This is a genomic window from Agromyces sp. G08B096, assembly GCF_040267705.1.
In the GTDB taxonomy this organism is placed as follows: Bacteria; Actinomycetota; Actinomycetes; order Actinomycetales; family Microbacteriaceae; genus Agromyces.
Genome location: NZ_CP158374.1, coordinates 882,689 through 902,390, shown reverse-complemented (window position 1 = coordinate 902,390; position 19,702 = coordinate 882,689). Strand labels below are relative to the sequence as shown.

The following is a 19,702-nucleotide window of genomic DNA, read 5'->3' as shown; positions in this document are numbered from 1 at the left end:
GTCCGCATCGAGCCGCGTGCCTCATTCGCCGGCAGCGAGGCGCCCTGCGCTCCCGCGCTCGGTGCCGAACCGCGCACTCTGCGCTCACCGCGCCCTGTGCTCGCGGGCTCCCTCCTGATCGCGCTCTGCGCTTCCCGCGCCGCGCTCGCCCAGCCGTTGGGCTCTCCAGCCGCCGGGCTCGCCGGCCGCGAGGCTGGCCAGCCGCCGGACGCGTCAGCCGCCGGGCAGTGCCACGCGACTCCCGGCAGGCGCCGACCGCTGCCTCGCGCACGCGAAACGGGCCCCGGTCCGAAGACCGGGGCCCGTGTTCGGGTCGGGCTGAATCAGCCCTCGTACGCCGCGTACGTGTTGTCTTCGGCGTACTGGTAGATGCCGATCGACGCTTCGGTCGGGTCGCCGACCTCGTCGAAGGTGATCGGACCGGAGATGCCGTCGTAGTCGGCGGTGCCGCCGCCCACGATGATCTCGGCGCACTCGGCGTAGGTGGTGCACTTCTCGCCGTCGCCCTCGCCGCCGGAGACCTCGATGAGCTTCTCTGCGATGTCGGCCGGGTCGGTCGAGTTCGCCGCGAGCGACGCCAGCGCGAGCAGCACCGTCGCGTCGAAGGACTCAGCCGCGTAGCTGTAGTCCTCGAGCGCCGGCGTGCCCTCCTCCTCGAGGAAGGCGTCGAGCTCGGAGGTGAAGTCCGAGATCGAGTCGATCGAGAGGCCGGGCAGGGTGCCCTTCGCGCCCGTGAGGGAGCCCGGAGCGAACCCGGCGTCGGAGAAGTTCTTCAGGTTGCCGTCGACGAAGTACAGCTTGTCGGCCGGGAACTGCCCGAAGAGACCCGGGAGGATCGTCGTGACCTCGTCGAACGTGATCAGGGCGATCGCGTCGGGGTCGGCCGCGAGGACCTCGCTGATCTGGGCGTCGAACGTGGTGTCACCGGTGTTGTAGGTCGGCGCGGCCACGACTTCGCCGCCCGCGGCCTCGAACGCCTCGGTCACGTACTTCGCGAGACCGGTGCCGTACGAGTCGTTCAGCACGATGAGGCCCAGCGTCTGGTTGCCGTCTTCGGCGATCAGGTTGCCGAGCACCTCGCCCTGGAGGACGTCGGACGGTGCGGTGCGGAAGTAGAGGCCGTTGTCGTCGTACGTCGTGAACGCGTCGGACGTGTTGGCCGGCGAGAACTGGATGACGCCGGCGCCGACGACCTGGTCGATGAACTGCAGCGACGTGCCCGACGAGGCCGCGCCGATGATGGCGGAGACGTCCTCGCCGAGGAGGCGGGGGATCTCGGTCTCGTAGGCCTTGTTGTCGGTGTCGCCGGAGTCGCCGTAGACGACCTCGAGCGAGAGCCCGGTGGTGTCCGACACCTCGTTGATCTGCGACGTGGCGTACGCCACACCGGCCTCCTCGGGCGGGCCGAGGAAGGCGAGGTTGCCGGTCTGCGGCAGCGCCGTGCCGATGGTGAGCGCCAGCTCGTCGCGGGGGCCCTGGCTCTCGCCGCCGGATTCGGGCTCGCCGCTCGCGCAGGCGGAGAGCAGGAGGGCGCTGGCCGCGGTGACCGCGACGCCCGTCCAGACCTTTCCGCGCGAACGAGCGGGTCGGGATGTGCCGAAAACGCTCATGTTGCTCCTTGGGACTGAAGGAATGGTTCGATGCACGCCTCGCGGCGCGCCGTTCTGTCACAGTAGTTCCGGGCCGCATACCGCAACAAGGCATCCCGATCACAACCCGGTAACACCCGGGAAGCGTTACATTTCCGACACATTCGCGCGTCCGACGCACGATCGGTGACCGCGGCCGAGCTTCGACGCAACGATCGAGCTCCGGCGCGGGCCGGCTCAGGTGAGCGCGGCGACCTGCCTGCGCGCGGCGCGCGCTCCCCGGACGAGGTCGAACGTCAGCACCACGAGCGCGACCCACACGAGCGCGAATCCGACCCATCGCCCGGGCGGCATGGGCTCGTGGAGCACGAACACCCCCACGATGAACTGGATGAACGGCGCGAAGTACTGGATGAAGCCCATGTGGATGAGCGGGAGCCGGCGCGAGGCCGCGGCGAACAGCAGCAACGGCACCGCCGTGACGGCTCCGGCCAGGAGCAGGAGCACGGTGTGCCAGGCGCCGCCCTGGCCGAGCGTCAGCCCGGTCGTGGAGGCGACGACGATCAATTGGACGACCGCGACCGGAGCGAGCCACGCCGTCTCGAGCGTGAGCCCCGAGACCGCGTCGACCTTCGGCCCCACCCGCTTCTTGATGAGCCCGTAGACGCCGAACGAGAACGCGAGCACGAGGGCGATCCACGGGAGCTGGCCGTAGCCGACGGCGAGCACCACGACGGCGACCAGACTGATGCCCACCGCGATCCACTGCGTCGCGTTCAGCCGCTCGCGGAGCACCAGGACCCCGAGGAAGACGGTCACGATCGGGTTGATGAAGTACCCGAGCGCCGCCTCCACGACCTGCCCCGAGAGCGTGGCGTAGACGTAGGTCTGCCAGTTGACGAAGATCAGCACGCCGGCGAGGCCCATGGTGAGGACCACGCGACGGTCGGCGAGCAACGCGATGAAGGTGCGCCAGGCCCGCGTCACCATGATGAGCAGGGCGCAGAACACCAACGACAGCAGGATGCGCCAGGCGACGATCTCGAACGGACCGGTCGGTTCGAGGGCGAGGAAGTAGATGGGCAGCACGCCCCACAGCACGTAGGCCGAGATCGCGAACAGCAGGCCGGACCGGCTGATGGCGCTCTGCGTCGAGCCGCCGGGCGGCTCGGTGGTGGAGGGGGTGCGCACCGGGAAAGCCTACGCCCGCCCGGCGACGTGGGCGCGATGGCGGGACACGACGAGGCCCGGGCGTCGTGTGGACGCCCGGGCCTCGGGAAAGCGGTCGACCGATTAGCGGACGACGACCGCCAGCACGTCGCGAGCCGACAGCACGAGGTACTCCTCGCCGCCGAACTTCACCTCGGTGCCGCCGTACTTCGAGTACAGCACGCGGTCGCCGACGGCGACGTCGAGCGGGACGCGGTTGCCGTTGTCGTCGATGCGGCCGGGGCCCACCGCGACGACCTCGCCCTCCTGGGGCTTCTCCTTCGCGGTGTCGGGGATCACCAGACCAGACGCCGTGGTCTGCTCGGCCTCGACCTGCTTGATGACGATGCGATCCTCGAGCGGCTTGATGGAAACCGACACGGTTGACCTCTTTCTAGACGAAGACTTGGTTAGCAGCCTCACGCTGAGAGTGCTAACACGAGTGTAGGCAGTCTCTGGCACTCATGCAACGTGAGTGCCAATGGTTCGTCGAGCGGATGCCTCGCGACCGCGGTGCTAGCGTGGCCGGGTGGACCGCGCCGAGCTCGTCGAACTCCTCTCGCCCGAGGGCCTCCGGCTGCTCGACTCGCTGCCGGAATGGGATTCGAAGGCCGACGTCGTCCGCACGGTCGCCGAATTGCGCAAGCGCGGCCACTCCCCCGCCCTCGTCGCCGCCGTCCTCAGCCAGGCGAAGCTCAGGCACCGGGCGCGCGCGAAGTTCGGCGTGTTCGCCGAACGCATGCTCTTCACCGAAGCCGGACTCGAGCAGGCGACGCGCCTCCAGGTGGCCGCGCTCCATGCCGGCCGCTTCGCCCGCGCCGGCATCGGCCACGTCGCCGACCTCGGCTGCGGCATCGGCGGCGACGCGCTCGCCTTCGCCGCGGTCGACCTCGAGGTGACCGCGGCCGACGCCGACGAGGTGACGGCCGCGATCGCCGCATTCAACCTGACGCCCTTCCCGCGGGCGAGCGTGCTGCACGCCCGCGCCGAGGAGGTCGCCCTCGGCGGCATCGGTGGGGCCTGGCTCGATCCGGCACGCCGGACGACCTCGCGCGGCCGCACCGCCGCCCGCATCGCGCACCCCAGCGCGTACAGCCCCGGCCTCGACTTCGCGTTCGGGCTGGCCCAGCGGATGGCGGTGGGCGTGAAGCTCGGCCCAGGCACCGACCGCGACGTCGTGCCCGCCGGCACGGAGGCGCAGTGGGTCTCGGTCGACGGCGACGTCCTCGAGCTCGCGGTCTGGTTCGGGCCGCTGGCGCGGCCGGGAGTCGGCCGCTCAGCCCTCGTCATCCGTGGCGACCATGCCGCCGAGCTCACCGCGGCGGCCGACACCGAGGACGCGCCCGCCGGGCCGCTCGGCGAGTACCTGTACGAACCCGATGGCGCGGTCATCCGCGCGCGGCTCATCGGAGATCTCGCCCGCGCGAACGGAGGCTGGATGCTCTCGGAGGGCATCGCCTACGTCACCGCCGACCGGGCGTTCGACTCCCCGTTCGCGCGGGGGTTCCGCGTGCTCGACCGGCTGCCGAACGACGAGCGGCAGCTCCGCCAGGAGCTCGCGCGCCGGGGCATCGGAAGCCTCGAGATCAAGAAGCGCGGCGTCGATGTTGACCCCGCGGCACTGCGCACGCGGCTGAAGCCCAAGGGCGACGAGGCGGCGACCATCGTCGTCACGAAGGAGCTCGGTCAGCGCGTCACGCTGCTCGTCGAGCGAAGCTGACTAGGCCGGGAGCGCGCCGTAGACGATGGCGTAGTAGCCGATCCACACGGCCGAGAAGACGAGGCCGGTGATGCCCGTGCCGATGGCGACGAACGCGAGCGTACGCCCGTGCTCCTCGCGCCGCAGGCCGAGCACGCCGAACACGATCGCGGCGATGGCGAGCGGGAGCATCCATCCGACGAAGAGCGACGCGAGTGCGCCGATCGAGCCGACGACCGCCCCGACCCAGCTGTAGACGCGTCGCTGCTCCTCCACCTCGTCGGTGGCGGCCGCCGCTTCGGCGACCGGGGCGCCTGGTCGATGCACGAGGAGGAGCTGACCGGTCGGCAGCTGCTGCAGCCGCCCGGTGTCGAACTGCTCCTCGACCTCCCGCACGGCGGGGTCGGCCTGGAACGTCGGGCCGCCGGGCCGGTACGGCGCGAGCAGATCCGGCCCCGGGCCGTCGCGGGACGAGCCGGGAGCCCCGCCTTCGGGCGGGACCCCCTGACGCTCGTCACTCATGGCGCGACGCTCAGTAGTTGTACTGGTACGAGTCGAACGAGGCGAGCGCGACGGCCCACAGCACGATCGACAGCAGGCCGATGGCGATGCCGACGAAGCCGAGGATGATGCCGGTCAGCCACATGGCCTTGGCGTGCGGCTCCTTCGAGCGGCCGATGAAGCCGAGCACCACGGCCGCGGCCGGGATGAACAGCTGCAGGATGCCGCCCACGACGGGGATCCACACCACGGCGAGCGAGAAGACGACGCCCACGATGCCCGCGATGAGCGAGATCAGGCTGAAGACCGCGGTCGGCTTGGAGGGCGCGGTGCCGTACGGCGCCGAGCCGTACGCCGGCGGCGGGGTCGCTCCGCTGCCATACGCCTGCTGGTCTCCGTACGCGGGCTGCGAGCCGTACGCGGGCTGCGAGCCGTACGCCGGCTGCGAGCCGTAGGCGGGCTGCGCCGCCGAGGCCGGCTGCCCGTAGGCGGGCGGAGGCGGAGGCGGCGTGGTGCCGTACGACGGCGGCGCCGGCGGGGCGGGCGGCTCGGGCGCCGCGGGCGGCTCAGGGGCCGCCGGCGGCTCGGGCGCGCTCGGCACCTCGGGCACGTCGGGCGTCGCCGCCTCGGGCACGCTGCCGGCGGGGACCTCGGGCTCGTCGCCCGGCTGCTTGGGATCGGTCATGTCGTTCTCCAGCTCGTGACGTCGGTGGTCAGTAGGTGATCTCGTTCGGGTACGTGGAGAAGAGCCACGCGCTGAGCGAGATGAGCACGATGGCGGCGATGATCGACAGCGCGATGCCGACGTAGCCGACGATCAGGCCGGCGATCGCCATGCCGCGGCCCTGCTCGCCTGTCTTCTTGATCTGGTTCAGCGAGATGTGACCGCAGATGACGCCGACCACCGAGCCGATGAAGTAGACGACCACGATGCCCGCGATCGAGGCGATGAGCGAGACGATCGCGAGGGTGTTCGTCTTGGTCGCGGGCGCACCCGAGCCGTAGGCGGGAGCGCCGTAGGCGGGCTGGGCGCCGTAGGCCGGAGCGGACGGCTGCGCGGGCGCGCCGTAGGCGGGAGCGGCGGGCGGCGTGGGCGGGACGCCGGCTCCGGGCTGCTCGGGAGTGTTGGGATCGGTCACGGTGATGGTCCCCTCATGCGTGGATGCGTGATCGCCGCGGCCCCACGGCTCACGACGGGCGCCGGTCGGCGCGCGACACCCTCGGTATCGCCTCACCATACCGCGACGGACCGACGGGACGCGAGGACGCCGGCCGGGACCGGTCAGACCCGGATCCGGGTCACCGGCAGCGTCGAGTCGGCGCCGAACCCCAGTCCGGACGGCTCGTGCCCGGCCATCACCAGCTTCGCCGCGAGCGCGGCGATCATCGCGCCGTTGTCGGTGCAGAGCCGCAGCGGCGGGATGCGCAGCGCGACGCCCGCGGCATCCGCTCGCTGCTGCGCCACCTCGCGCAGCCGCGCGTTCGCGACCACGCCGCCGCCGAGGAGCAGTCTCGGCACGCCGAGGTCGGCGCACGCCGCGAGCGCCTTGCCGACCAGCACGTCGACCACCGCCTCGCGGAAGCCGGCCGCGACATCCTCCAGCGGCACGGGATCGCCCGCGGCCTCGCGCTGCTCCACCCAGCGGGCGACCGCCGTCTTGAGCCCCGAGAAGCTGAAGTCGTAGCGGTGCCGCTCGAGGTCTTTCGGCTTCGTCAGTCCGCGGGGGAACCTGATGGCGTCGGGGTCGCCGCCGACCGCGGCCCGATCGATCTCCGGCCCGCCGGGATACGGCAGGCCGAGCAGGCGCGCGACCTTGTCGAACGCCTCGCCGGCCGCGTCGTCGATCGTCTCGCCCAGCAGCTCCACATCGCTCACGAGGTCGCGCACGAGCAGCAGCGAGGTGTGCCCGCCCGAGACCAGCAGCGCCACGGTCGGCGTCTCGAGCGGGGCATCCTCGCCGATCAGATCGGCGCCGACATGGCCGACCAGGTGGTTGACGGCATACAGGGGCGTGCCGAGGGACAGCGCGAGCGCCTTCGCCGCGCCCACACCCACCATGAGGGCACCGGCGAGGCCGGGACCGCTCGTCACGGCCACCGCGTCGAGCTCGTCGAGCGACACGGATGCCTCGGCCAGCGCCGCGCGGATCGTGGGGCCGAGTGCTTCGAGGTGCGCGCGGGCGGCCACCTCGGGCACCACTCCCCCGTATCGGGCGTGCTCATCCATCGAGGAGGCGATCGCGTTGGCGAGCAGCTCGGTGCCCCGGACGATGCCGACACCCGTCTCGTCGCAGCTCGTCTCGATGCCGAGCACGAGCGGAGCCTCACGGTTCACGGTGCCTCCTGAGGGGACGCGGGCGCGGTCACGGGCTCCGGGACGTCCAGTCGCATGAGGACGGCGTCGATGCCGCCGCGGTAGTAGCGCGGACGCACGCCGATCTCGACGAACCCGAGCGAGTCGTAGAGCGCGCGCGCCACGGGATTGTCGGCGCGCACCTCGAGGAAGAGCCGCTCGGCGCCGCGGCGCCTCGCCTCGGCGATGAGCGCCTGCATCAGCGTTCGGCCGACGCCCTGCCCGCGGAGATCGGACGCGACGGCGATGGTCTGGATGTCTCCCTCGCCGCTGCCGCGCCCCGCGAGGAGCCCCGCGTACCCGAGGATCACCTCCGGTGCCGCGTCGTCGACCACCACCAGGTAGTACCCGTGCGGGCTCTCGAACTCGCGCCGCATCGCGTCTTCCGGCCACGCATCGTCGGTGAACGTGGCTCGCTCGAGCTCCATCACCGCCGCGAGATCGTCGAGCCGCGCGCGGCGGAGCATCCGGCTCATCGCAGCACCCGCTTGCCTGGCGAGGGCGTGACGTCCGGTGCGCGCAGGTAGATCGGCTCGTCGGCGGCGAGCGGCAGCCGGCCGGCGGCGAACGCGAGCTCCGCGAGCATGCCCACCGCGCCGGCCGGCACGAGCTCCGCGTCGAAGCGGATGCCCCGCGCCGGCGACACCTCGTCGCGGGGCGCCAGCATGGGGCCTGCGACCCGCACCGGGAGCCCCGCGTCGTCGAGGCCGTCGTACTCCGACACCGCGGACTCGCGGCGCCGGGCGTCGGTCACGACCTGCAGCGCACCCGTTCCCCCGGCCTCGTACCACGCCCAGGCGACCGCGTCGTGACTCGGCACCGGCACGACCGGGCGGGCGATGCCGAGCGCGAAGGCATGCGCGGCGGCGATGCCGACGCGCAGGCCCGTGAACGGGCCGGGCCCCATGCCCGCGGCGACGCCCGACAACCGCGACGGGACGATGCCGGCCTCGGCGAGCGCGTCGCGGATGAACGGACCGATCGCCTCAGCGTGCCGCATGGGGTCGTCGGTCGAGACCTCGGCGAGGACGCCGCCGTCGCGATCCACCACGGCGACGGACGTGCCGGTGGACGTGTCGATCGCGAGGAGCATGTTCCAAGCCTAGGCGCTGCGCGGAAGGGCGGACCCGTCGGCCGGAAGGGTCGGCGACGAGGGCGAGACGGCCCCGGCGCTGCGCCTCGGGCGCGCGCGCGTCACGCGTCGGCGGCGTACCCGGTGCCGGCCCAGCGGGGGCCGTAGCCCGTCACGGTGAGTGTGCGGGGCTCGTCGTCATCGAGCGCCTCGTCGTCGAGCGCGGCCTCGTCCGTGCCGGCGTGCTCCCCGGTACCGCCTCGCCGGCGCTCGATGACGAGCTCCAGCCACGACTCGCTCGCTCCGTCGAGCAGGCCCGCCCCCCACTCGACCACGACCACCGAGCGGTCGAAGTCGAGGTCGAGGTCGTCGAGCTCAGCCGCCGAGCCGAGGCGGTAGGCGTCGACGTGGACGAGCGGCGCACCGCCGACGAGGCTCGGATGGGTCCGGGCGAGCACGAAGGTCGGCGACTGCACGGGCCCTCGGATGCCGAGGCCCTCGCCGATGCCGCGCGTGAGCGTCGTCTTGCCCGCCCCCAGCGGGCCGGTGAGGATCACGAGGTCTCCGGCACGCAGCTCGCGGCCGAGCGACCGGCCGAAGTCCTCCATCGCGGCCGTGTCGGGGATGTCGAGGCGCATCACACGCCTCCCACGTAGGTGCGCGGCACCCGCGGGCCGATGCGCGTGACGATCTCGTAGCCGATGGTGCCCGCCGCATCGCCCCAGTCGTCCGCCGACGGCGCACCGGTCGCCGGGTCGCCGAAGAGCACGACCTCGTCGCCGACCGCGACCTGGTCGTCGCCCACATCCACGAGGAACTGGTCCATGGCGATGCGTCCGACGACGCGTCGGCGGCGTCCGCGGAGCAGCACCTCCCCGCGACCGGAAGCCTGACGTGGCACGCCGTCGCCGTACCCGAGCGGGATGAGCGCGAGTGTGGTCGGCCGCTCGGCGCGCCAGGCGTGGCCGTACGAGACCCCGGTGCCCGCGTCGATGCGGCGCACCGCGGCGACCCGGCCGCGGAGCGTCATCGCCGGCCGGAGCCCCAGGTCGGCGGCCGTCGTGCCGTCGCTGTAGGGGGGCACGCCGTACCCGCCGATGCCGATGCGCACGAGGTCGTACCGCGCGGCCGGGAGCCGGAGCGCCGCGGCCGTCGAGGCGATGTGCCGTACCTCTGGCGCGAGCCCGGCCAGTTCGGCCGCGGTGAGCGCCCGCTCGAACGCGGCGAGCTGCGCGGCATCCTCCTCGGCCGAGGTGTTCGCGAGATGGCTGAAGACGCCGCGCACCCGGAGGAGGCCGCGCGCCTCCAGCTCGGCGGCGAGCGCCGCCGAGGCATCCCAGTCCTCGGGAGGCACGCCGTTGCGGCTGAGGCCGGTGTCGATCTTCAAGTGCACGGACGCCGGCCGGCCCACGCGGTCGGCGGTCTCCGCTGCCCGGCGCAGCTGGTCGGCCGAGGAGATGCCGAGATCGATATCCCGTTCGACGGGTCCGGCGAAGTCGGGCTCGGGGTCGTGCAGCCACGCGAGGAGCGGGACATCGATGCCCGCATCGCGCAGGGCCAGCGCCTCGCCGAGGTCGGCCGTGCCGAGCCAGTCCGCCCCGGCGGCCACGGCCGCCCGGGCGACCGGCACGGCCCCGTGGCCGTAGGCGTCGGCCTTCACGACGGCCATCACCTGCGCGGGACGCACCCGCTCGGCGATCGATGCGAGGTTGGCGCGCACCGCGCCGAGGTCGACGACGGCCTCGCGGAAGGGCCTTCGCGACGCGGCATCCGTCATCGGCCGGCCTTCCCCTCGGCGGAGGCAGCACCGTCGGCCACCCGCTCCAGCACGACGAACGCGCTCGCGATGCCCGCGTCGTGGCTCATCGACAGGTGCACGCGGTCGATGCCGAGACTCGCGACATGGTCGGCGAGCGCGCCCGAGAGCGCGAAATCGGGGTTGCCCGCGGCATCCTGCACGATGCGCATGTCGTGCCAGCGCATGAGCGCCGGCCCGCCGAGCGCCTTGATCAGGGCCTCCTTGGCGGCGAAGCGCGCGGCGAGCGAACGAGCCGGACGCCCGCGTTCGCTCTCAGCGAACAGGCGGTCGACGAGTCGCGGGGTGCGGATGAGCGAGCGCTCGAACCGCGCGATGTCGACCACGTCGACCCCGATCCCCGCGATCACGTCGGCTCCGTCACTCCACCGTCACGGACTTCGCGAGGTTCCGCGGCTGATCGACGTCGAGACCCTTGGCCTGCGACAGTTCCATGGCGAAGACCTGCAGCGGCACGACCGCGAGCAGCGGCTCGAACAGCGGCGCCGCGAGCGGGATGCGGATGACCTCGTCGGCGAACGGGAGCACCGCCGCGTCGCCCGCCTCGGCGATCGCGATCACGCGGGCCCCGCGCGCCCGGATCTCCTGGATGTTCGAGACGACCTTCGGGTGCAGCGCCGCCGACCCGCGCGGGCTCGGCACCACCACGAACACGGGCTGACCCGGCTCGATGAGCGCGATCGGGCCGTGCTTCAGCTCACCCGCGGCGAACCCCTCGGCGTGGATGTACGCGAGCTCTTTGAGCTTCAGCGCACCCTCCAACGCGATCGGGTAGCCCACGTGCCGCCCGAGGAACAGCACGGAACGCGTGTCGGCCATCCAGTGCGCGAGCTGGGCGACGCGGTCGGCTTCGCCGAGGACCTCCTCGAGCTTGGCCGGGACCGCCTGCAGCTCGGCGAGCTGCTCCGCGAGCGCCCGCTCGTCGAGCGTCCCGCGCACCCGCGCGAGGTGGAGCCCGAAGAGGTAGAGCGCCGTGATCTGCGCGACGAACGCCTTCGTCGAGGCCACCGCCACCTCGGGTCCGGCGTGCGTGTAGACGACGCCGTCGGACTCGCGCGGAATGGTCGCGCCCTGCGTGTTGCAGATCGAGAGCGTCTTGGCGCCCTGCTCACGCGCGTACTTCACGGCCATGAGCGTGTCCATCGTCTCGCCCGACTGGCTGATGGAGACGACGAGCGTGTCCTCGTCGAGGACGGGCTCGCGGTACCGGAACTCGTGGCTGAGCTCCACCTCGACGGGGATGCGGGCCCACTGCTCGATCGCGTACTTCGCCACCATGCCGGCGTACGCGGCGGTGCCGCACGCGATCACCGTGATGCGACGGATGCTCCGGAGCCGGTCGTCGCCGAAGGTCTCGAGCTCGGGGATCACGACCTGGCCGTCGGCGATGCGACCGAGGATGGTCTTCGCGACCGCCTCCGGCTGCTCCTGCACCTCCTTGCGCATGAACGACGACCAGCCGCCCTTCTCGGCCGCCGATGCGTCCCAGGCGACCTCGAAGGGCTCGACCTCGACGGGCGTCCCGTCGAAGTCGGTGACGGTGACCTCGTCAGCGGTGATCGCGACGATCTGGTCCTGCCCGATGGCGAGCGCGCGCTTGGTGTACTCGACGAACGCCGCGACGTCCGAGCCCAGGAAGTTCTCGCCGTCGCCGAGGCCGATGACGAGGGGCGAGTTGCGCCGGGCGCCGACCACGAGACCCGGCTCGTCGCGGTGGACGGCGAGGAGCGTGAACGCCCCCTCGAGGCGGGCGACCGTGCGACGGAACGCCTCGCGCAGGTCGCCCGTGGCGCGGACCTCGCGGCCGAGCAGCACGGCGGCGACCTCGGTATCGGTCTCGGACTCGAAGGCGAAGCCCTCGGCGAGCAGCTCCTGCTTCAGCTCGGAGAAGTTCTCGATGATGCCGTTGTGGATGAGCGCGAGCCGGCCCTCGTCGCCGAGGTGCGGGTGCGCGTTGCGGTCGGTGGGACCGCCGTGCGTCGCCCACCGGGTGTGCCCGATGCCCGTGCCACCGCCCGCCAGGGGGTGACGAGCGAGCTCGTCGGCGAGCACCTGGAGCTTGCCGGCGCGCTTGGCGGTCTCGAGGCTCCCGCCGTCGTCGATGACGGCGACGCCCGCCGAGTCGTAGCCACGGTACTCGAGACGGCGCAGGCCGCTCAGCAGGACGTCGAGGCTCTCACGCTCACCGACGTATCCGACGATTCCACACATGCGCTCGATCCTAGCGGCGCGCCGATGGGCGCCCGCCGAGAGCGAGACGGCCCCGAAGACCGCGAGCCGCCGCCACTAGACTGTCGTGGTGCTGGATCGCCAGGGCTCGTCGTCCGCGCAGGTGTCGCCGTTCATCGAGCTCGACCGCGCGGACTGGGCCGCACTCGCCCCCTCCATGCCCGCGCCGCTCACCGAGACCGAGATCGTGCAGCTGCGCGGCCTCGGCGAGCCGCTCGACCCCCGCGAGGTGGCGGAGGTGTACCTGCCGCTCTCCCGGCTCCTCAACCTCTACGTCGGCGGCACGAAGGCGTTGCACCGGGTGACCAGCGAGTTCCTGCGCGAACGGACGGAGTCGACCCCGTTCGTGATCGGCGTCGCCGGCTCCGTCGCCGTCGGCAAGTCGACCATCGCGCGCCTGCTCCGGGAGCTCCTCGCCCGGTGGGAGCACACGCCGCGCGTCGAGCTCGTCACGACCGACGGGTTCCTCTTTCCGAACGCGGAGCTCGAGCGCCGGGGTCTCATGGCCCGGAAGGGCTTCCCCGAGTCGTACGATCGGCGGGCGCTGCTCCGCTTCGTCAGCGAGGTGAAGTCGGGCGCCGCGGAGGTGCGCGCCCCGTTCTACTCGCACCTCGCCTACGACATCGTGCCCGACGCGCAGATCACGGTGCGCCGGCCCGATGTGCTCATCGTCGAGGGCCTGAACGTGCTGCAACCGCCGGCGCCCGGGCACCGGCTCGCCGTGAGCGACCTCTTCGACTTCACCATCTACGTCGACGCGCGGACCACCGACATCGCGCGCTGGTACGAGGAGCGGTTCCTGAAGCTCCAGCGCGGCGCGTTCGCCAACCCGAAGTCCTACTTTCACCGCTACGCCTCGCTCTCCGAGGACGAGGCTCGCGCCCGCGCGCGTGAGATCTGGCGGACCATCAACGAGCCGAACCTGCTGCAGAACATCCGGCCGACGCGTTCGCGAGCGTCGCTGGTGCTCCGCAAGGACGCCGATCACACCGTCTCCAGCGTGCTGCTGCGCAAGCTCTGACGCGGCACCGGCTCAGACTCGGCGGACGGCGGGCGCCACGCCCGTGCCGTGGCGGCGTCAGCTGCTGAGGCGCTCGCGGACGACCTCGGCGAGGGCGTTCGCGTGCCGCTCGGCCGCCTCCTGGTCTGCGGCCTCGACCATGACGCGCACCATGGGCTCGGTGCCCGACGGACGCAGGAGCACCCGCCCGGAATCGCCGAGCTCGGCCTCGGCGCGGCGAACAGCCTCTGCGATGTCGGCGTCGCCGCCGAGCGCGTGGTGGTCGACGCCGCGGACGTTCACGAGCACCTGCGGGTAGACCGTCATGACCGAGGCGAGCTCGGCGAGCGACTTCCCGGTGCGCACGAGCTCGGCCGCGAGGTGCAGCCCCGTCAGCACGCCGTCGCCGGTGGTGGCGAACTCGCTCATGATGACGTGGCCCGACTGCTCGCCGCCGAGGGCGAGCCCGTGCTCGCCCAGCGCCTCGAGGACGTAGCGGTCGCCGACCTTGGTCTCGAGCACGCGGATGCCGTGCTCGGCCATGGCCTTCTTCAGTCCGAGGTTGGACATCACCGTGACGACGAGCGTGTCGTCGGTGAGCGTGCCCCGCTCCTTCATCGACAGCGCGAGGATCGCCATGATCCGGTCGCCGTCGATGACGTTGCCTGCTGCATCGACGGCGAGGCAGCGGTCCGCGTCGCCGTCGTGAGCGATGCCGAGATGGGCGCCGTGTTCCACGACCGCGCGCTGCAGCGGCTCGAGATGCGTGGAGCCGACGCCGTCGTTGATGTTCACGCCGTCGGGATCGGCGCCGATGACGACGACCTCCGCGCCGGCGTCTTTGAACGTCTCGGGCGAGACGCCGGACGCTGCGCCGTGGGCGCAGTCGAGCACGACCTTGAGCCCGTCGAGTCGGTTCGGAAGGGTGCCGAGCAGGTGCACGACGTAGCGGTCCTCCGCATCGGAGAAGCGGCGGATGCGTCCGACGCCGTCGCCGATCGGGGCGAGCTTCTGCCGGCCGAGGAAGCTCTCGATGCGGTCCTCGACCTCGTCGGGCAGCTTCGTGCCTCCGAACGAGAAGAACTTGATGCCGTTGTCGGGCGCCGGATTGTGCGAGGCGGACACCATCACGCCGAAGTCGGCGCGGATGCTGTCGATGAGGAACGCGGTCGCGGGGGTCGGGATGACGCCCGCGTCGAGCACGTCCACGCCGGACGAGGCGAGGCCGGCGGCGACGGCGGCCGAGAGGAATTCGCCCGAGACGCGCGGATCGCGCGCGAGCACGGCGACGGGGCGGCGCCCGGCCGCGCGGATCGCGTCGGCGTGGCGACCCCGGGTGAGGACGGCCGCAGCCGCCTGGGCGAGGCCCAGGGCCAGGTCAGCCGTGAGTTCACGGTTGGCCAGGCCCCGGACCCCGTCGGTTCCGAAGAGCCGAGGCATCTCAGCAGCTCGCAGCGACTAGCGCTTCGAGAACTGCGGAGCCTTGCGCGCCTTCTTGAGACCGGCCTTCTTGCGCTCGATGACGCGGGCGTCGCGCGTGAGGAAGCCGGACTTCTTCAGCGTGGGACGGTTGTTCTCGCGGTCGATCTCGTTCAGTGCACGGGCGATCGCGAGGCGCAGCGCGCCGGCCTGGCCGGAGGGGCCGCCGCCGGTGATGCGCGCGATCACGTCGTACGAGCCGGTGAGCTCGAGCACGGTGAACGGGTCGGTGATGAGCTGCTGGTGGAGCTTGTTCGGGAAGTAGTCCGCGAACTCGCGGCCGTTCACGGTGATGCTGCCCGAGCCGGGGACGACGCGCACGCGCGCGATGGCCTCCTTGCGGCGGCCGACGGCCGCGCCCGAGACGTTCAGCACGGGGCGGGGAGCCGAGGCGGCCTCCGAGGCCGGCGTCTCGGTCGTGTAGCTCTCAGGAGCCTGGTCGATCTGGTCTGCGATCTTCGCCATGGTGGTGTCTGAATCCTTTTTCGCGTCTGCGCCGGGGCTTACTGGGCGACCTGGGTGAGGGTGTACGGCTTCGGCTGCTGAGCCGCGTGCGGGTGCTCCGGGCCGGCGTAGACCTTCAGCTTCTTCAGCTGCTGGCGACCGAGCGAGTTCTTGGGGAGCATGCCGCGGATCGCCTTCTCGACGGCGCGGACGGGGTTCTTCTCGAGGAGCTCGGCGTAGCCGACGGCCTTGAGACCGCCCGGGTAGCCGGAGTGGCGGTACGCCTTCTTCTGCTCGAGCTTCTGACCGGTGAGGGCCACCTTGTCGGCGTTGACGATGATCACGAAGTCGCCGGTGTCGACGTGGTTCGCGAAGATCGCCTTGTGCTTGCCGCGCAGGAGGGCGGCGGAGTGGCTGGCGAGGCGGCCGAGCACGACGTCGGTGGCGTCGATGACGAGCCAGTCGCGCTGGATCTCGCTCTGCTTCGGGGTGTAAGTGCGCGTCACAGGAGTGCTGCTTTCTGATCGAGTGAGGGGTTCGTGAATCCCGCTCCGTTGGGTATTCGGCCGCGATGCGGACGAATGCCACGGTGGAGGGCTCAACTTCGGATGCCGCGCAGTGACGGCACCAAAGGGAGAGTTTAGCCGATGACCCCGTCGACACGCAATTCGCGGCGAGCCCGCGTCTGCTCGGCCCGCGCCGCCAGCTCGGCGTCCGGCGGGTACCCCACCTCGGTGAGCACGAGCCCCTTGGCGGGCATCACCTTGAACGCGCTCGTCCGTTCCCTCGCGGCGAGCAGCCGCGCCGGGTCGTCCGGGTCGAGCCGGCCCTCGCCGACGGCCACGCAGGCGCCGACCAACGCACGCACCATGGAGTGGCAGAAGGCATCGGCCTGGAGCTCGGCCGCGAGCACGCCGTCCTCGCGGCGCGACCACCGGTAGTCCTGCAGGGTTCGGATCGTGGTCGCCTCCTCGCGCGGCTTGCAGTACGCCGCGAAGTCGTGGAGGCCAGTCAACGACCGGGCAGCGGCATCCATCGCCGCCTCGTCGAGGTCGCGCGGCAGCCAGACGGTGCGCCCGCGCGCGAGCGGGTCGCGAATCGCGGCGGCGTCCGCCACCCGGTACTCGTATCGCCGCCAGATCGCGGAGAACCGCGCGTCGAACCCGTCGGGTGCGGGCTCGGCCCGTGAGACGACCACGTCGGCGTCGGATGCCCCGAGGATGCCCGTGAGCCTCCGGACGAGCACCCCGCCGGGATCGCTGCTCCGGCCGGCCGCGGCATCTCCCCGACGCGCCCGCGTGACGGCGTCGAACGCGTCGGCCGGCACGTCGAGGTGGGCGACCTGTCCGAGGGCGTGGACGCCGGCGTCCGTCCGTCCGGCGACCGTCAGCCTCGGGGCGACTCCGGCGCGCCGGAACAGGATCGCGAGCGCCTCCTCCAGCACACCCTGCACCGTGCGCAGCCCCGGCTGCCGGCTCCAACCGGCGAAGCCGGCGCCGTCGTACGCGATGGCGAGCCGGATGCGAACGGTCTCCGCGCTCTCGACCGCCGCCCGCTCGTCCACCCGTCCAGCCTACGGGCCGGCCACCGTATCGGCCGGACGACCGGCGGCACGCGCGCCGGGGCCCCAGGCATCGCGACCATCGAACCCGCCGCCGAGTCCGGAGAAACGACGAACGGGCCCCGTGCCCGGTGGACACGGGACCCGTTCTCGGGTTCGGCGTTACTTCGCCTCGGCCTCGACGCTCTCCTCGGCGGGAGCCTCGGCCTCAGCGGCCTCGGCGCCGGCGGCCTCGTCGACCGCGGCCTCCGACTCGGTGACGGTCTCCTCGGCAGGAGCCTCCGCGGGCTCCTCGGCAGCGGGAGCCGGCGCCTCGGCGGCGGGCTTCGCGGCGCGCTGCTTCGGGGTCACGGGCTCGAGGACGAGCTCGATGACCGCCATGGGCGCGTTGTCGCCCTTGCGGTTGCCGATCTTCGTGATGCGGGTGTAGCCGCCCTCACGGTCGGCCACCTGCGGCGCGATGACCGCGAACAGCTCGTGCACGACCGACTTGTCGCCGATCACCGAGAGGACGCGGCGACGGGCGTGCAGGTCGCCGCGCTTGGCGAAGGTGACGAGACGCTCGGCGACCGGGCGGAGCCGCTTCGCCTTCGTCTCGGTGGTCGTGATGCGCTTGTGCGTGAACAGCGCGGCGGCGAGGTTCGCGAGCATCAACCGCTCGTGCGCGGGTCCGCCTCCGAGGCGGGGGCCCTTCGTGGGCTTCGGCATGGTTCGTTGTCTCCAGGTAGTGGGGGTTGGCGGGCGCTACGGCCTAGTTCTCGTCGTCGAAGCCCGTGTAGAAGTGGGCGCCGTCGAAACCGGGGACCGAGTCCTTCAGCGACAGACCCATCTCCGTGAGCTTGTCCTTGACCTCGTCGACCGACTTCTGACCGAAGTTGCGGATGTTCATCAGCTGCGACTCGGACAGGGCGACGAGCTCGGACACCGTGTTGATGCCCTCGCGCTTGAGGCAGTTGTAGCTGCGCACCGACAGGTCGAGGTCCTCGATCGGGATCGAGAGTTCGCTCGAGAGCACGGCGTCGACCGGGGCGGGCCCGATCTCGATGCCCTCGGCTGCGGTGTTCAGCTCGCGGGCGAGGCCGAACAGCTCGACCAGGGTGCGGCCGGCCGATGCGATGGCGTCGCGCGGCGAGATCGCCGCCTTCGTCTCGACGTCGACCACGAGGCGGTCGAAGTCGGTGCGCTCACCGGCACGCGTCGCCTCGACGCGGTAGGTGACCTTGAGCACCGGCGAGTAGATCGAGTCGACCGGGATCTGGCCGGCCTCGGAGTACTCGTTGCGGTTCTGGCTGGCGGAGACGTAGCCGCGGCCGCGCTCGATCGTGAGCTCGAGCTCGAACTTCGCCGAGTCGTTGAGGGTCGCGATGACGAGGTCGGGGTTGTGCACCTCGACCCCCGCCGGAGCGGAGATGTCGGCTGCGGTGACCTCACCGGCGCCCTGCTTGCGCAGGTAGGCGGTGATGGGCTCGTCGTGCTCGCTGGAGACGACCAGGTTCTTGATGTTGAGGATGATCTCGGTGACATCCTCCTTCACGCCCGGGACGGTCGAGAACTCGTGGAGCACGCCGTCGATGCGGATGCTCGTCACGGCGGCGCCGGGGATGGAGGAGAGGAGGGTGCGACGGAGCGAGTTGCCCAGGGTGTAGCCGAAGCCCGGCTCGAGGGGCTCGATCACGAACCGCGAACGGAACTCCGAGATGTTCTCTTCGGTGAGCGTCGGGCGCTGTGCGATCAGCACGGTTGGATTCCTTTCGGCAGGGCGTCCGCTATATGACGCCTCGCGATGCTGAGGATTCTTGAGTTGAGAGAGAGAACGTCTGCCCCACGCCGGGCCGGCGCCGCATGGGCGCCGGCCGGCGAGGGCTTCGGAGCGTTAGACGCGGCGACGCTTCGGCGGACGAACGCCGTTGTGCGCCTGCGGCGTGACATCCGTGATGCTGCCGACCTCGAGGCCCGCCGCCTGGAGCGAGCGGATCGCGGTCTCGCGGCCCGAGCCGGGGCCCTTCACGAAGACGTCGACCTTCTTCATGCCGTGCTCCTGCGCCTGGCGGGCGGCCGACTCGGCGGCCAGCTGCGCGGCGAACGGGGTCGACTTGCGCGAGCCCTTGAAGCCGACGCCGCCCGAGGACGCCCAGCTGATCACGGCACCGGTCGTGTCGGTGATCGACACGATGGTGTTGTTGAACGTCGACTTGATGTGGGCCTGGCCCACGGCGATGTTCTTCTTTTCCTTCTTGCGCGGCTTGCGAGTAGCCGCCTTGGGTGCTGCCATGTTCGAAATCTCCTAGATCTGGCGACGAGCGGTTACTTGCGGCCGGGCTTCTTCTTGCCGGCGACGGTGCGCTTCGGGCCCTTGCGGGTACGAGCGTTGGTCTTGGTGCGCTGGCCGCGGACGGGCAGGCCCTTGCGGTGCCGGATGCCCTCGTACGAGCCGATCTCGACCTTGCGGCGGATGTCGGCGGCCACCTCGCGGCGGAGGTCGCCCTCCACCTTGTAGTTGCCCTCGATGTAGTCGCGGAGGGCGACGAGCTGGTCGTCGGTGAGGTCGCGGACGCGGATGTTCCCGTCGATGCCGGTCTCCGCGAGCGTCTGCAGCGCGCGAGTGCGGCCGACGCCGTAGATGTAGGTCAGTGCGATCTCCACGCGCTTCTCGCGCGGGATGTCGACTCCTGCCAGACGTGCCATGGTGGCTTCTCCTGTGAGTGAGTGGAGGTGTGGAGCAACGCCGGTGCCCGGGCCTCCTCCCGAGG

The 19,702-nt window shown here is 71.7% G+C and carries 23 protein-coding genes; 2 read left to right on the top strand and 21 right to left on the bottom strand.

Annotation, left to right across the window (positions count from 1 at the left end; all coding sequences use genetic code 11):
• Nucleotides 1-323: 323 nt before the first annotated feature.
• The 3 genes from ABIQ69_RS04505 to groES form a co-directional block, all read right to left on the bottom strand.
• Nucleotides 324-1,610 (bottom strand): ABC transporter substrate-binding protein, encoded by a 1,287-nt coding sequence (locus ABIQ69_RS04505; RefSeq protein WP_350349196.1) that lies wholly within the window; start codon nucleotides 1,608-1,610, stop codon nucleotides 324-326.
• 216 nt (nucleotides 1,611-1,826) lie between these two features.
• Complete coding sequence (gene rarD / locus ABIQ69_RS04500) at nucleotides 1,827-2,780, bottom strand: EamA family transporter RarD (RefSeq protein ID WP_350349195.1); 954 nt, start codon at nucleotides 2,778-2,780, stop codon at nucleotides 1,827-1,829.
• A gap of 102 nt (nucleotides 2,781-2,882) precedes the next feature.
• Nucleotides 2,883-3,179 carry a co-chaperone GroES gene (groES, locus tag ABIQ69_RS04495; RefSeq protein ID WP_350349194.1) on the bottom strand — a complete coding sequence of 99 codons (297 nt, stop codon included), beginning with the start codon at nucleotides 3,177-3,179 and terminating at the stop codon, nucleotides 2,883-2,885.
• Nucleotides 3,180-3,327: 148 nt separating this feature from the next.
• On the opposite strand from groES, the gene ABIQ69_RS04490 reads away from it, so the two are divergent.
• The gene (locus ABIQ69_RS04490; RefSeq protein ID WP_350349193.1) at nucleotides 3,328-4,518 is read left to right on the top strand and encodes an SAM-dependent methyltransferase; all 1,191 of its coding nucleotides are present in this window, start codon (nucleotides 3,328-3,330) and stop codon (nucleotides 4,516-4,518) included.
• Here ABIQ69_RS04490 and ABIQ69_RS04485 read toward each other — a convergent pair whose 3' ends face one another.
• The 10 genes from ABIQ69_RS04485 to glmS all read right to left on the bottom strand — a co-directional run bounded on the left by ABIQ69_RS04485 (nucleotide 4,519) and on the right by glmS (nucleotide 12,450).
• A complete protein-coding gene (locus ABIQ69_RS04485) occupies nucleotides 4,519-5,019 on the bottom strand; it encodes a DUF4190 domain-containing protein (RefSeq protein ID WP_350349192.1) in 501 nt (166 codons plus the stop codon).
• 10 nt (nucleotides 5,020-5,029) lie between these two features.
• Nucleotides 5,030-5,683: a DUF4190 domain-containing protein gene (locus ABIQ69_RS04480; protein WP_350349191.1), complete on the bottom strand. Its 654-nt coding sequence runs from the start codon at nucleotides 5,681-5,683 to the stop codon at nucleotides 5,030-5,032.
• 28 nt (nucleotides 5,684-5,711) lie between these two features.
• A complete protein-coding gene (locus ABIQ69_RS04475) occupies nucleotides 5,712-6,137 on the bottom strand; it encodes a DUF4190 domain-containing protein (RefSeq protein WP_350349190.1) in 426 nt (141 codons plus the stop codon).
• Nucleotides 6,138-6,280: 143 nt separating this feature from the next.
• Nucleotides 6,281-7,333: a tRNA (adenosine(37)-N6)-threonylcarbamoyltransferase complex transferase subunit TsaD gene (tsaD, locus tag ABIQ69_RS04470; RefSeq protein ID WP_350349189.1), complete on the bottom strand. Its 1,053-nt coding sequence runs from the start codon at nucleotides 7,331-7,333 to the stop codon at nucleotides 6,281-6,283.
• On the bottom strand, nucleotides 7,330-7,827 hold the full coding sequence (gene rimI / locus ABIQ69_RS04465; RefSeq protein WP_350349188.1) for a ribosomal protein S18-alanine N-acetyltransferase: 498 nt from the start codon (nucleotides 7,825-7,827) through the stop codon (nucleotides 7,330-7,332). The genes tsaD and rimI overlap by 4 nt, the downstream gene beginning before the upstream one ends.
• Nucleotides 7,824-8,444, bottom strand: coding sequence for a tRNA (adenosine(37)-N6)-threonylcarbamoyltransferase complex dimerization subunit type 1 TsaB (gene tsaB, locus ABIQ69_RS04460; protein WP_350349187.1), 621 nt, complete (start codon nucleotides 8,442-8,444; stop codon nucleotides 7,824-7,826). Before tsaB ends, rimI begins: the two co-directional genes overlap by 4 nt.
• A gap of 101 nt (nucleotides 8,445-8,545) precedes the next feature.
• Entirely contained in the window at nucleotides 8,546-9,061 is a 516-nt protein-coding gene (gene tsaE / locus ABIQ69_RS04455) for a tRNA (adenosine(37)-N6)-threonylcarbamoyltransferase complex ATPase subunit type 1 TsaE (RefSeq protein ID WP_350349186.1), read from the bottom strand.
• Nucleotides 9,061-10,200 (bottom strand): alanine racemase, encoded by a 1,140-nt coding sequence (gene alr / locus ABIQ69_RS04450; RefSeq protein ID WP_350349185.1) that lies wholly within the window; start codon nucleotides 10,198-10,200, stop codon nucleotides 9,061-9,063. Before alr ends, tsaE begins: the two co-directional genes overlap by 1 nt.
• Nucleotides 10,197-10,589, bottom strand: coding sequence for a holo-ACP synthase (locus ABIQ69_RS04445; protein WP_350349184.1), 393 nt, complete (start codon nucleotides 10,587-10,589; stop codon nucleotides 10,197-10,199). The genes alr and ABIQ69_RS04445 overlap by 4 nt, the downstream gene beginning before the upstream one ends.
• 10 nt (nucleotides 10,590-10,599) lie before the next feature.
• On the bottom strand, nucleotides 10,600-12,450 hold the full coding sequence (gene glmS / locus ABIQ69_RS04440; RefSeq protein ID WP_350349183.1) for a glutamine--fructose-6-phosphate transaminase (isomerizing): 1,851 nt from the start codon (nucleotides 12,448-12,450) through the stop codon (nucleotides 10,600-10,602).
• 88 nt (nucleotides 12,451-12,538) lie between these two features.
• Here glmS and coaA point away from each other — a divergent pair, with 88 nt between their 5' ends.
• A complete protein-coding gene (gene coaA / locus ABIQ69_RS04435; RefSeq protein ID WP_350349182.1) occupies nucleotides 12,539-13,489 on the top strand; it encodes a type I pantothenate kinase in 951 nt (316 codons plus the stop codon).
• A gap of 57 nt (nucleotides 13,490-13,546) precedes the next feature.
• On the opposite strand, the gene glmM is transcribed toward coaA, so the two are convergent.
• The 8 genes from glmM to rpsM all read right to left on the bottom strand — a co-directional run bounded on the left by glmM (nucleotide 13,547) and on the right by rpsM (nucleotide 19,637).
• The gene (glmM, locus tag ABIQ69_RS04430; RefSeq protein WP_350349181.1) at nucleotides 13,547-14,908 is read right to left on the bottom strand and encodes a phosphoglucosamine mutase; all 1,362 of its coding nucleotides are present in this window, start codon (nucleotides 14,906-14,908) and stop codon (nucleotides 13,547-13,549) included.
• 18 nt (nucleotides 14,909-14,926) lie between these two features.
• Nucleotides 14,927-15,412: a 30S ribosomal protein S9 gene (rpsI, locus tag ABIQ69_RS04425; RefSeq protein WP_350349180.1), complete on the bottom strand. Its 486-nt coding sequence runs from the start codon at nucleotides 15,410-15,412 to the stop codon at nucleotides 14,927-14,929.
• Nucleotides 15,413-15,450: 38 nt separating this feature from the next.
• Nucleotides 15,451-15,897: a 50S ribosomal protein L13 gene (rplM, locus tag ABIQ69_RS04420; RefSeq protein WP_350349179.1), complete on the bottom strand. Its 447-nt coding sequence runs from the start codon at nucleotides 15,895-15,897 to the stop codon at nucleotides 15,451-15,453.
• Nucleotides 15,898-16,031: 134 nt separating this feature from the next.
• A complete protein-coding gene (truA, locus tag ABIQ69_RS04415; RefSeq protein ID WP_350349178.1) occupies nucleotides 16,032-16,955 on the bottom strand; it encodes a tRNA pseudouridine(38-40) synthase TruA in 924 nt (307 codons plus the stop codon).
• A gap of 159 nt (nucleotides 16,956-17,114) precedes the next feature.
• Nucleotides 17,115-17,660 carry a 50S ribosomal protein L17 gene (rplQ, locus tag ABIQ69_RS04410; protein ID WP_350349177.1) on the bottom strand — a complete coding sequence of 182 codons (546 nt, stop codon included), beginning with the start codon at nucleotides 17,658-17,660 and terminating at the stop codon, nucleotides 17,115-17,117.
• 43 nt (nucleotides 17,661-17,703) lie between these two features.
• Nucleotides 17,704-18,690: a DNA-directed RNA polymerase subunit alpha gene (locus tag ABIQ69_RS04405; protein WP_350349176.1), complete on the bottom strand. Its 987-nt coding sequence runs from the start codon at nucleotides 18,688-18,690 to the stop codon at nucleotides 17,704-17,706.
• 135 nt (nucleotides 18,691-18,825) lie between these two features.
• Complete coding sequence (gene rpsK, locus ABIQ69_RS04400) at nucleotides 18,826-19,224, bottom strand: 30S ribosomal protein S11 (RefSeq protein WP_127794222.1); 399 nt, start codon at nucleotides 19,222-19,224, stop codon at nucleotides 18,826-18,828.
• 32 nt (nucleotides 19,225-19,256) lie between these two features.
• Nucleotides 19,257-19,637 carry a 30S ribosomal protein S13 gene (gene rpsM / locus ABIQ69_RS04395; RefSeq protein WP_350349175.1) on the bottom strand — a complete coding sequence of 127 codons (381 nt, stop codon included), beginning with the start codon at nucleotides 19,635-19,637 and terminating at the stop codon, nucleotides 19,257-19,259.
• Nucleotides 19,638-19,702: the final 65 nt, after the last annotated feature.